This window comes from Colwellia psychrerythraea, from assembly GCF_000764185.1.
Lineage (GTDB): Bacteria > Pseudomonadota > Gammaproteobacteria > Enterobacterales > Alteromonadaceae > Colwellia > Colwellia psychrerythraea_B.
In genome coordinates this window covers 95,376-107,421 of the sequence record NZ_JQEC01000021.1, presented here as the reverse complement: position 1 = coordinate 107,421, position 12,046 = coordinate 95,376, and the positions used below count along the sequence as shown (strand labels likewise).

Here is a 12,046-nt window from a genome sequence, read left to right as displayed (position 1 = left end):
GATTAATACTCCATGGTAAAGCCAAGCTGAAGACTATTACCTTTAAGCGTATTTTCACCATAGAGATCATTTGTGTAAGTTAATTCAACACCATATTTTTGTTGTGATGACGGATTGAACATCCAGCCTGTTGTTAACTCTAATTTACCTGAGTCATATTCAGTAGTAATTGATAAGTTATCACTCAACAATACAGGATCTTGCACTAATTCATCAGCATTATTAGCACTTAAAACACCATCTAACTTAGCTCTTAGGTATAAGTTTTGATTAATATTAAAACCGTACTCTATTAAATACCGATATTCATCCGATGGTGCTTCGGTGCGGTATCTATAACCAAATTCTACCCCTAAATAACCATATTCATTTAAACTTTTACCTAATAATACTTTAAATTCAACATCTTCTTGCCCGTTACCTAGCGCCAACTCATCAGTTTCGTCATAAAGGTAAGGTACTTTAACTAACAAGGAAGTTGATAGTACAAAGGGTTGTGCTTGCCATTGATAGCGTAAACCCAATTCAGTATCACCAAAACCACTATTGGTTTCGATAGTGCCTTGTGAATTAGTCTGTTTTAAATCTTGATAGAGTAATTGACCATAAACAGCAAAGTTATTACCTAAGCCATATTCACCGTAATACGAAGTATTTTGACCAATAAATTCACTAAAATCTTCATTGTCACCACGAAATTCATCGGCTTTATAATAAGCATAAGCGACTTTATTATAACCATGTCCTTCAGCACCTACCCACGCTCCAGCAGCTGCACTACTGTTGTAAAATGCAGATGAAGCCAGTAAGGCTACCGGTATAATATAATTAAGATTACTACGGTTAAATACATTTAGCTTAACGGGCATAACAAGTATTCCTTTGATTGATTATAATTTGTATCGAGTGGGAGTTATTTAATCAAACATCACTGCGATGACGCCAAGATATAAAGCTATGAATTCATGTGCAATAGTAAAAGTGAGATAGCATAAAAACGTTATTTTGATGTGAAGGTTCTGTGATAACTATCACAAGTGCTTTATTAGACAATTAGCGATAAATAGAATCATTACTGCTGTTTTAATTGGATAAAATCGATGTAATCACTGCAATATAATGACTTTTATTTATCACAGTTTATTTTTTTGTGATTTGTAGCATGGTCAACTCAACATGAAGATTTTGCACGTTGGGTAAAAAACAACAGAAATATCTCAAATTTGCCTATATTCGATGTTGATTTCCTCCTAACGCCCTCAATAAACACATACCTTGGTCAATAATAATTTTCAAAATAAAATAACATTGTTATTTTTAATAAGTATATTCATAGGGTTAACGATAAATACTTAGGGAGTAAATTAACATATGAAGCTTGTGATTATTCTTTAAAGAATTGTGATTATTTTGTGAGGTATAAACTACGACTACTTTGATAAAGTGAGTTTCAAAGAAAGTATCAGCTTATAAGATGCCCTGTTTCAACAAAGCTGTAGCTGCTAAGTGTATTTAACTGAATATAAGTTTAGGTACATCAAGCAAACAAAAACTAACATAATTATCAGAGAGTAAAGAGATATGAGCAAACTTGTTATTATCGGTAATGGTATTGCAGGCGTTACTGTTGCACGCCATGTTCGAAAGCGCAGTGATATAGAAATCATGATTATTTCAGCGGAGACTGAACATTTTTTTTCTCGCACCGCATTAATGTATATTTTTATGGGTCATATGACCTATGAACATACTAAACCTTATGAAGATTGTTTTTGGCAGAAAAATCGTATTGATTTAAAGCAAGATTATGTTGATGAGATTAATACAGAGACTAAAGTTCTTACTTTAGCCTCTGGAGAGAAAATTGATTATAGTCAGTTAGTCATGGCAACTGGCTCACAGTCGAATAAGTTTGGTTGGCCAGGACAAGATCTTCCCGGTGTGCAAACCTTGTTTAACTATCAAGATCTTCTGTTGATGGAAGAAAACAGCAAACATGCTAAACACGCTGTTATCGTAGGTGGCGGTCTAATTGGCGTCGAAATGGCTGAAATGCTGATATCTCGAGGTATAGAGGTCACTTTTCTGGTACGTGAAGAACGTTTTTGGGGAAATATCCTGCCAGATGACGAAGCTAAATTAGTACAACAACACGCTGAAATACATGGCGTTCATTTCAAGTTTTCAACTGAATTAAACACCATAACCGCAGGTAACAACGGTCGTGTTAATGCCATTACCACCAGTACTGGTGAAGAGCTAGCTTGTGATTTTGTTGGTTTATCGGTTGGCGTACACCCAAGTATTACCCTAGCAGCAAAAAGTAATATGGCTGTTGGGCGAGGCATTTTAGTTAATGACTTTCTTGAGACTAATATAGCTGATGTGTATGCCGTTGGGGATTGTGCTGAAATTGAAGTTGTTGAAGGCCGTAATCGTATTGAACCGCTTTGGTATACTGGCAAAATGCAGGGTGAAACCTTAGCGAGAACAATTACTGGAGATAAAACAAAATATGATCGGGGTATATGGTTTAACTCAGCAAAATTCTTTGATGTTGAATATCAAACCTACGGCTTTGTTGCTAATGAGCCTATTGATGGTATTGATTCTTTTTATTGGCAACACCCTAAAGAAAACATATGCGTAAGAATTACTTACCAAACTGACACGCAAGTCGTTACCGGTGTAAACACCTTTGGCATACGTATGCGTCATAACATTTGGCAGCATTGGCTTAGTCATCACTGCACGCTAAAGTATGTATTACAAAATTTGCGCACAGCTAATTTTGATCCTGAACTATTCCGTCATTACGAAAAAAATATTATCACTGCTTTTAATAAACAATATCCGAGTAACAAATTAACGCTATCGCCATTGCAGTGGCTAACTAAACGATTTACTAAGGAGCAAACAAATGCACAATAACAACACTGCTTGGATAGCCCCTGTTAGGAAATCAGGTGTAACCTTTTTTACCCTAGGTTTTTTGGTCTTTATTGGTATGTTATTTTCAAATCAATATAAGTTGACTGAACAAACCTTAAAACCTGCAATTAATAACTCAACCCATCTTCAACTTATTCAGCCACATTTAAATGGCTTGATGAATGAAACTGTGACGAACAAAATTAGCTTCATCAATGACATTAGACACACTTTTAGCCGTTATAACGACACTGTATATCAGCGATATCATATTTCAACCACTAATATTGATGCCTTATTAACGCAAGTTAACACTATGGGCTATTACGATTTAGCGATGTTAACCACTACCTTTAATAGTCAGGATGACTATAGCACTTACAAAATTAAAAAATTAACCGATTACACTAGTTGGTTAGCCGGACAACAAGGTAAAACATTAGCTGAGATTAGTGAGGTGATAAATGAAAAATCATCTGAAATAAACGCACATGTTTTAGCGGAAAAAAGTATTGATAACTATGCGGTTGGCCAATATATTTACGCACTTGTTAAATCTTCATCATCAGGGGTAGTATCAAAACACACCGCGTTATTTTTTATATTTTCAGTACTATTAGCAACCATTGGCGCGTTGATGTACATCATCCCAGAAAAGTTCTCGGCCCCCGCAGGCATTAAAAACGATAATATTTTTAAAAATTCAGCCACCAATGGTGGATTAATTTGCATGTTAGCCATGACATTTTTAGTGCTGGTATATATCGCGTTATACTTTTTTCCTGAGTATATTATTGAATGGGTGTCCCTAGTAGATCCTCTCTTTAAAGCGCTTAATGGTCAAGGTGCCAGCCCTTGGTCTATTTATGGTTTCATTTATACCTTAGCGATTATTGTTATGGGGATACGCATGTTCATTAAATACCGTCATAGTAATTACCATATTGTCAGAACAGGCTCCATTATCTTTTTTCAATCGTGTTTTGCTTTTTTATTGCCAGAAATATTGATTAAATTAAATCAACCGTCAACTGATTTAAAAAATATGTGGCCATTAGATTATGACTTTTTTGATGCATGGAATTTAGATAGTCTGAGTTCAAGTGGTGATATTGGCATGTTTATGCTCGTGTGGGGAATTACCTTATTTGTTATTGGTGTGCCGCTGTTTACCTACCTTTTTGGTAAACGCTGGTATTGCTCTTGGGTATGTGGTTGTGGTGGCTTAGCTGAAACTGCGGGTGATCCTTATCGTCATTTATCAAATAAGTCTGTTAATGCTTGGCGTATAGAACGTGTAGTTATTCACAGTGTTTTAGTGTTATGTATCATCATGACCGGGGCTGCGTTATATACCTACTTTACCGGGATAAAAACAATTCTCGGCATTGATACTTACTCACTGCGCAGTGCTTATGGTTTTTTCATAGGCGCATTATTCTCTGGTATTGTTGGTACTGGTTTTTATCCTAAATTGGGTAATAGAGTATGGTGCCGTTTTGGTTGTCCGCTTGCGGCTTATATAGGTTTGATACAACGATATAAATCGCGTTTTCGCATTACCACCAACGGTAGTCAATGTATCTCTTGTGGTAATTGTTCGACCTACTGTGAAATGGGCATAGATGTGCGTGCTTATGCACAACGTGGTGAAGATATTGTTCGCGCTTCTTGTGTAGGTTGTGGTGTTTGTTCTTCAGTATGCCCTCGTGGCGTGCTTAAGTTAGAAAATGGCAGCACGACGGCAGTGATAGATCACAATATGAAAGATGAGACTATGAATATAGTACAAATTCTTAGTGTTGAAGAGCAAAAATCCATGATGGGCTAATAACTAGAGGCTGTTTATCTTGGTTTTAATTTTCGCTAACTTCTATTAGCTTTCATTAGTCTTTGTAGAGCTGAAAGTACAGTTATTTACTAAAGCAACTGTACTTTAACTAATATATAGACCAGCCAAGTAAGATTAACGGCAAGTAAAAAAATCATACTGAAATTAGGATTATCACTCCTACGTCGACTGCGATATTTATCGGTCATTAGCGCTAAATAGCTGCCCAATGCACTAAGCCATAACAGTATATATAGATAACCAGTTAATGGCGTTAACCAAAATTGGCGAATTTCAATATCATAATAACGTAATACACCATAATCTTTATCTGGTGCTGCATAATAAGACATAACTAAGGCTATCAAAAAAACTAACCAGCTTAGTAGCGATAAAGTAACTTGAGCGTAACTCCAAAAGTCGGTAGTTTTTCTCCGTTCGGCTCTTCGTTCTATTTTATGTGCTTCATTAGTTTGTGTCATTTTTTCTTTATTTAAGATTGTTTTCATTCATTTATACAACTTTTCATGTGCAGGAGCACTATTTGTTAATGTTCAGTGCAATTAAGCATTGCATTTACGCCTTGTCACGGTAACATATCACCCCATTTTCAGCATAATAGCAATACGATTAAATTTTCAATCACTTATCGTGAATAGAAAAAACCAATCACTCGTTATTAAAGCAATTTCAATCATCTATATAAGAATAAGAGGTCATTAAATGTCAGTTATAGCAATCACTGATGTATTAGCAGGTAACTTCCCTGTTAATGAGAGCATTACCGTCCACGGTTGGATTAGAACACGCCGTGACTCAAAAGCTGGTATTTCATTTTTAGCAATACATGACGGTTCATGTTTTGATGCTATTCAAGCCATTGTGCCTAATGAACTCGATAATTATGACAGCGAAGTGCTTAAATTAACCACTGGCTGCTCAGTTAAAGTAACGGGTATTTTGGTTGAATCTCCTGGTAAAGGTCAATCTTTTGAAATTCAAGCAACAGCGGTAGAAGTCTTAGGTCTTGTTGAAGACCCTGATACTTACCCAATGGCTGCTAAGCGCCACAGTATTGAGTTTTTACGCGAACAAGCACATTTACGTCCACGTACTAACATCGGCGGCGCGGTTACCCGTGTACGTAACTGTTTAGCGCAAGCCGTGCACAGATTCTTGCATAGCAAAGGGTATTTCTGGATCAGTACACCACTTATCACTGGTAGTGATTGTGAAGGCGCTGGCGAGATGTTCCGTGTAAGTACGCTTGATATGGAAAACTTACCACGTAACGATGAAGGCACAGTTGATTACAACAAAGACTTCTTTGGTAAAGAGACCTTTTTAACTGTATCTGGCCAGTTAAACGTAGAGACTTATTGTAACGCGTTATCTAAGGTTTATACTTTTGGGCCTACTTTTAGAGCAGAAAACTCCAATACTACCCGTCACTTAGCTGAATTTTGGATGGTTGAACCTGAAATCGCTTTTGCTGATTTATCAGACGCTGCAGATTTAGCAGAAGAAATGCTTAAGTATGTATTTAAAGCGGTTCTTGAAGAGCGCGCTGATGATATGGCCTTCTTCCAACAACGTGTAGATAAGACGGTGCTTGACCGTTTAAATTCTGTTATTAATACTGACTTTGTTCGCCTTGATTACACTGACGCTATCACTATTTTAGAAAACTGCGGTAAGAAATTTGAAAACCCAGTTGCCTGGGGGGTAGATTTAAACTCTGAACATGAGCGTTACTTGGCTGAAGAGCACTTTAATGGTCCAGTAGTTTTACAAAACTATCCAAAAGACATTAAGTCTTTCTACATGCGTTTAAATGATGATGGCAAAACTGTTGCTGCTATGGATATTCTAGCACCAGGTATTGGCGAAATCATTGGTGGTAGTCAACGTGAAGAGAGACTTGACGTACTAGACAGTCGTTTAGAAGAAATGGGCTTAGACATTGCAGATTACAGTTGGTATAGAGACTTACGTCGTTACGGCACTGTACCTCATTCTGGTTTTGGTTTAGGTTTTGAACGTTTAGTTGCTTATGCAACAGGTATGCAAAACGTTCGTGACGTAATCCCATTCCCAAGAACACCTAATAACGCTGCGTTCTAATTACTAACCTAGTTTGACGCTGCAACGATCAGTTAAAGCGCTCAATTAAAATATTAGTGTTAGATATAATAAAGGCGACATTATGTCGCCTTTATTATGCCCATAATTTACTACTGCCAGTAAGTTACCTTGTTTTGATAGTCTTTTGCAGGTTTTGCATTAATTGCCTTTGTTGGTGTACCTATATATAAAAATCCGATAATCTCGTTTCCCTCTTCAATAGCTAGGCCGTGCTTAACTATCTCATTGTAAGCTAAGTCACCCGTGCGCCACATCGCGCCATAACCTAGTGCAAATGCAGCCATTTGCATAGCTTGAGCAGTACAACCTGCAGCAACCAGTTGTTCTTGCTCTGGTACTTTATTATGGTCAATATATTGTGTTGAAATAACAATGATCATCGGTGCTCTAAAAGGCATTTTTTCGACTTTCGCAATTTTTTCGTTAAAAGCATGTTCATCTATGGTAGTGCCTTCTATTAAACCAGCCATGCTAGATAAATCTTCAGTTGTTGCTTCAACATAGAGATCGCTCAAGCGCTGTAAGCCTTGGCCAGTAATAACATGGAAATACCAGGGTTTTAATCCGGCATGATCAGGTACCCGCATACCTGCAGATAATAACGTTGATAAGTCGGCCTCTGTTGGCGCTGGCTCGGTAAGTAATGGCGTTGATTGGCGTTGTAATAATAATTCAATAGCGTTCATGAAGTACCTCTAACAAGTGATTATCTCTAAAGTTTATCGTTAAAAAAAATTTTGTACATGCTTATCTCAATAAAAGGCTTAAAAAATTTAAAATATTTTTGTTTGACTGAACGTTTATTTATGCTTGACTTCATTATGCTCTACCACCATTATAAAACGTAACAAAACTGTACATAATTGAGCTCGTTAAGACTCAATAATAGCAGTAAGCTAACTTAATATAATTTAATATAAAGAAAAATAATGCATAGCAACCTACTCGCCATAATTAGTATTCGAAACCCTAAAGCAATAGCTATGAGCTATCTGCTTGTGGTCAATCGACTGTGGCAAGTTAAGCGCCAGTTAAATTGGCCTGTACACTGCGGAGCATTGAAAATAAAATAATTAAACAATAATTATTTGTTCACTTTTAAAGCCGCAGAAATCAACTCTTGCGGCTTTTTTGTTTTCTTTCCCTTCAAAAAAACGCAATTGTCTGCCTTAGCTTAATCAATATTTTAAACAAGCAACCAAGGAGATAAAAATGTCAGTGTCAATTGCCTATTTGGCGGTACTATTAATATGGTCTACCACCCCATTGGGTATAGTGTGGAGTAGCGAGTCAATTAATCCAAGTTTAGCGGTATTACTTAGGATGCTTATCGCCTTGGTGCTCGGCGCCTTGGTGATTAAAGTTCGTAAAATAAATATTCCTTGGCACAAGAATGCATTAACTTTATATACCTATTCGGCACTGGGTATTTTTGGCGGTATGCTTTGTTCATACTTAGCGGCGTCCTATTTATCATCCGGTATTATGTCTTTGGTTTTTGGTTTGTCGCCCGTTATCTCAGCGATTCTAGCAAAGAAAATATTAGCTGAGCCCAGTATCAGTAGTGTTCGCAAGTTATCGATGGCTATTTCATTAATAGGCTTAGCCGTAGTTTGCTCTGATAATTTTACTTTGGCTGATAATGGCATTTATGGCGTTGTGTTTATTCTATTGGCAGTGTTTTTCTTCAGTTTAAGTGGCGTGTTAGTTAAAAGTGTATCTATAGCGATTCACCCATTAGCCACAACGGTTGGTTCTTTAACGGTAGCTACACCTATGTTTTTAGTGAGTTGGTTGCTGCTTGATGGCACCTTGCCAGTTGAACTGTGGCAAGAAAAGTCTATTTGGGCAACACTCTATTTAGGCATTTTTGGTTCATTGATTGGTTTTTATGCTTACTTCACCGTACTGCAAAAATTATCGGCAAGTAATGTTACTTTGATCACCTTAATTACTCCGGTAATAGCCTTGAGTTTAGGCGCTACTTTAAACGGTGAAGAGATAAATGATAAATTGATAATTGGTGCTTTTATGGTGTTGTTAGGGTTAAGCCTTTATCATTTTGGCCACTTAATACCTGGCTTCAAAAAAAAGGGTGTTAATAATTAACTGTCTGTAAAAACGCCTAAGTATATCTTCAGGTATAAAAAAAGCTGAACAGTGTAAAATACTGTTCAGATTTATTTTTATGCTTTAATTGAAATGTATAGTTCACACATTAGCTAAATCTCTTTTCTACAATCAAAAATCGCTGTGCTATATAATGATCAACGCTGGTATAACGCCCTGCACCGATAAAGAATAGCGCTAGTAGCATGATGAAATACGTTGTTGAAAATTCAATACCATTATTTAAGACGACAATATTGCCCTTATCATAAAGCCAATCAGTATTACCATTAGCTTCCAATAGCTCACGCATTTTTTTAAGCCGAATGGCTGTCTGTTCACTATTTTCTAAACTCGCTTGTGCACTATCAACACCAAGCCAAGTGGCAACTTTCGCTGGACTAATATCGCTATTAGTCGGAGTTATAGCAAACCAACCGTTATCGGCATGTACAGAGGTCGCTGCGACTATCATAGTAAACATCAATGGAATACTAATTAAACGGGTAAAAGCACCAATTAATAAAAACCAGCCGCCAAAAAATTCAACCAGAATAACTAAATTGGCGAGTAATGCTGGGAATGGTAAACCTAAACCCCAATCACTGTTACCAAACCAAGCGACTATATTAGGATCCGCGAAAAAAGCACTAAAACCAGTGACCTCTTCATTGAGTAATTGAGTTTTACTAAATCCTGCCATGATAAATACTGGCGCAAGGTATAACCTCAATAATAGCGCGGGTATACCATCGAAATTTTTAAGCTGTTTTAAAAAGCATTGGTAGTAATGTTGTAGAATTTGCATAGGTTGTATCTTATTTAAGAATTAATACGATTAATAATAAGAACGATTAAATCTATAAAGTCTTTCATCTTCAGCAATATTTATCATTAAAGCACTGATATTAGCTTAATAGCCATAAATAGTTACAATCTAGCTAGGACCAATTGTTAAGTTTTGGTAAACATTAAGGTAGTATATAGGTGTGATTTTATTAATTTAACCTATTTAAGATATATATATGAATAATAAGCCAGGCATTATAAAACGGATATTTTCTTCTCTATGGCGCGCATTAAGTGTTACGCGTTCTGTCGTGGTAAACCTAGTATTTTTTGTACTGTTATTCGCATTCATTGGCGTATTATCAAGTGGTGAAGAGCAAATACAAGTTCCTGAAAAAACGGCCTTAGTATTAAACCTTGTTGGTGATATCGTTGAACAAAAACGTGAAGTTGATCCTATGGAAGCTTTTGTAACAGAAGCTATGGAGCAACAAGAAGACAAACCGGAAGTTTTACTGAGCGACATTATTGATGTTATTGGTAAAGCGAAAAAAGATTATCGAGTAGAAGTACTCGTTTTACAATTACAAGGTTTACAACGTGCAGGTTTAACTAAGCTGCAAGATATTGCTGTTGCATTAGAAGACTTTAAAAGCTCTGGCAAGCAAGTTATTGCCCTTGGTGACCAGTTTTCACAAGACCAATATTATTTAGCTAGTACTGCCAACAGTATTTGGTTGAACCCACAAGGTTTTATGTTACTTGATGGTTATGGCCGTTATAAAATGTATTTTAAATCAGCCTTAGAAAAATTATCCATCAATCAACACATTTTCCGTGTCGGCACATTCAAGTCAGCCGTTGAACCGTTTATTCGTGATGATATGTCTGATGCAGCTAAAGAAGCTAACAAACTTTGGTTAGCTGACTTATGGATGCAATACAAAGAAGATGTCGCCAAGCGTCGAGGTTTTGGTCTAGAAAATTTTGATGAGAATATTGACAGCCTAGTGACAAAATTTAGCGCCGCCGATAGTAGCTTTGCTAAATACGCACTAAACAATAATTGGGTTGACCAATTAAAAACACGTCAAGAAATGCGTACTGAATTAATGGGTTTGGTTGGCAAGAATAAGAAAGGTGACAGTTATAGCCATATTGGCTACAAAAATTATATTGCTGCCACTAGCTCTGCTTTAGATGAAAACGTGGACATAACTGATGAGAGCAGCGATAAAGTTGCTATTATTGTTGCCAAAGGCACTATTTTAGATGGCTCACAAAAGCCCGGTACCATTGGCGGCGACAGTACAGCTAGATTATTACGTAAAGCACGTAACAATGATGATGTTAAAGCGGTGGTACTTCGTGTAGATAGCCCTGGCGGCAGTGCCTACGCTTCTGAAATAATTCGCCAAGAGGTAGAGTTATTGAAAAAAGCAGGTAAACCTGTTGTTGCTTCAATGGGCACATATGCTGCTTCCGGTGGTTACTGGATTTCAGCACCGGCAGATAAAATTTACGCGGCTCCTTCTACTATCACAGGTTCAATTGGTATTTTTGGTATGATGATGACTTTTGAAGATTCTTTAAGCAAAGTGGGAATCCATACGGATGGCGTAGGTACTACCGACATTGCAGGCTTTGGTCCAACACAAGCCCTAACCCCTGGCATGGCAAACTTATTCCAATTATCAATCAACAGAGGTTACCAAGAATTTATTCAATTGGTGGCTAGCAACCGTGATATGACAGTAGAAGAAGTTGATGCGATTGCACAAGGTCGTGTTTGGTCTGGTAAAAAGGCAAAAGAACTTGGTTTAGTTGATGAGTTAGGTAATTTAACTGATGCAGTGGTTGCTGCGGCAAGCCTCGCTAATTTAGAACAGTACGACACATTATTAGTTGAAAAAGAGCAAACTTCACGTAATAAAATAATGCAAATGTTACTTGGTAAATCAGCAACAGTGGTTGCTTTATTTAGTCCAAATGAAGAGCATAGTGCAATTGATTTAGCGACTAATGCAACAAGTAGTGCACCGCTGACACAGTTTATTTCTATGATGAAGAATCAATTGAGTCAAATTAATCAGTTCAATGATCCACAAGGTCGTTATACTTTATGTGTAGCTTGTAGTGCAAACTAATACCTGCACTAAGATTAACTTGAACAATTAATTGATCAAAAAATCAAAACTATATTTATTCAAAGGGGCTGTTATGAAAATGACAGCCCCTTTT

Annotated in this window: 9 protein-coding genes; 5 read left to right on the top strand and 4 right to left on the bottom strand. The window is 36.9% G+C overall.

Annotation, left to right across the window (positions count from 1 at the left end; all coding sequences use genetic code 11):
- Positions 1-2: 2 nt before the first annotated feature.
- On the bottom strand, positions 3-869 hold the full coding sequence (locus GAB14E_RS13040) for a hypothetical protein (RefSeq protein WP_052093640.1): 867 nt from the start codon (positions 867-869) through the stop codon (positions 3-5).
- 712 nt (positions 870-1,581) lie between these two features.
- On the opposite strand from GAB14E_RS13040, the gene GAB14E_RS13045 reads away from it, so the two are divergent.
- Complete coding sequence (locus tag GAB14E_RS13045) at positions 1,582-2,931, top strand: NAD(P)/FAD-dependent oxidoreductase (protein ID WP_033082074.1); 1,350 nt, start codon at positions 1,582-1,584, stop codon at positions 2,929-2,931.
- Positions 2,921-4,762: a 4Fe-4S binding protein gene (locus tag GAB14E_RS13050; protein WP_033082073.1), complete on the top strand. Its 1,842-nt coding sequence runs from the start codon at positions 2,921-2,923 to the stop codon at positions 4,760-4,762. Before GAB14E_RS13045 ends, GAB14E_RS13050 begins: the two co-directional genes overlap by 11 nt.
- An 89-nt stretch (positions 4,763-4,851) precedes the next feature.
- Here the strand turns inward: GAB14E_RS13050 and GAB14E_RS13055 are convergent, their stop codons facing one another.
- Positions 4,852-5,271 carry a hypothetical protein gene (locus tag GAB14E_RS13055; protein ID WP_231562022.1) on the bottom strand — a complete coding sequence of 140 codons (420 nt, stop codon included), beginning with the start codon at positions 5,269-5,271 and terminating at the stop codon, positions 4,852-4,854.
- Between the two features lie 214 nt (positions 5,272-5,485).
- Between GAB14E_RS13055 and asnS the strand changes: the two genes are divergently transcribed.
- The gene (gene asnS, locus GAB14E_RS13060) at positions 5,486-6,886 is read left to right on the top strand and encodes an asparagine--tRNA ligase (protein ID WP_033082072.1); all 1,401 of its coding nucleotides are present in this window, start codon (positions 5,486-5,488) and stop codon (positions 6,884-6,886) included.
- A gap of 110 nt (positions 6,887-6,996) precedes the next feature.
- Here the strand turns inward: asnS and GAB14E_RS13065 are convergent, their stop codons facing one another.
- Positions 6,997-7,593: a nitroreductase family protein gene (locus tag GAB14E_RS13065; protein WP_033082071.1), complete on the bottom strand. Its 597-nt coding sequence runs from the start codon at positions 7,591-7,593 to the stop codon at positions 6,997-6,999.
- Between the two features lie 526 nt (positions 7,594-8,119).
- Between GAB14E_RS13065 and GAB14E_RS13070 the strand changes: the two genes are divergently transcribed.
- Entirely contained in the window at positions 8,120-9,016 is an 897-nt protein-coding gene (locus GAB14E_RS13070) for a DMT family transporter (RefSeq protein ID WP_033082070.1), read from the top strand.
- Positions 9,017-9,125: 109 nt separating this feature from the next.
- On the opposite strand, the gene GAB14E_RS13075 is transcribed toward GAB14E_RS13070, so the two are convergent.
- Positions 9,126-9,824 (bottom strand): HvfX family Cu-binding RiPP maturation protein, encoded by a 699-nt coding sequence (locus tag GAB14E_RS13075; protein WP_033082069.1) that lies wholly within the window; start codon positions 9,822-9,824, stop codon positions 9,126-9,128.
- Positions 9,825-10,041: 217 nt separating this feature from the next.
- Between GAB14E_RS13075 and sppA the strand changes: the two genes are divergently transcribed.
- The gene (gene sppA, locus GAB14E_RS13080; RefSeq protein WP_033082068.1) at positions 10,042-11,952 is read left to right on the top strand and encodes a signal peptide peptidase SppA; all 1,911 of its coding nucleotides are present in this window, start codon (positions 10,042-10,044) and stop codon (positions 11,950-11,952) included.
- Positions 11,953-12,046: the final 94 nt, after the last annotated feature.

Coding starts and splice junctions, on each gene's coding strand:
- GAB14E_RS13050 (WP_033082073.1), top strand. CDS start 2,921: ATGCACAATAACAACACTGCTTGGATAGCCCCTGTTAGGAAATCAGGT.
- GAB14E_RS13045 (WP_033082074.1), top strand. CDS start 1,582: ATGAGCAAACTTGTTATTATCGGTAATGGTATTGCAGGCGTTACTGTT.
- sppA (WP_033082068.1), top strand. CDS start 10,042: ATGAATAATAAGCCAGGCATTATAAAACGGATATTTTCTTCTCTATGG.
- GAB14E_RS13055 (WP_231562022.1), bottom strand. CDS start 5,271: ATGAAAACAATCTTAAATAAAGAAAAAATGACACAAACTAATGAAGCA.
- GAB14E_RS13070 (WP_033082070.1), top strand. CDS start 8,120: ATGTCAGTGTCAATTGCCTATTTGGCGGTACTATTAATATGGTCTACC.
- GAB14E_RS13065 (WP_033082071.1), bottom strand. CDS start 7,593: ATGAACGCTATTGAATTATTATTACAACGCCAATCAACGCCATTACTT.
- GAB14E_RS13075 (WP_033082069.1), bottom strand. CDS start 9,824: ATGCAAATTCTACAACATTACTACCAATGCTTTTTAAAACAGCTTAAA.
- GAB14E_RS13040 (WP_052093640.1), bottom strand. CDS start 869: ATGCCCGTTAAGCTAAATGTATTTAACCGTAGTAATCTTAATTATATT.
- asnS (WP_033082072.1), top strand. CDS start 5,486: ATGTCAGTTATAGCAATCACTGATGTATTAGCAGGTAACTTCCCTGTT.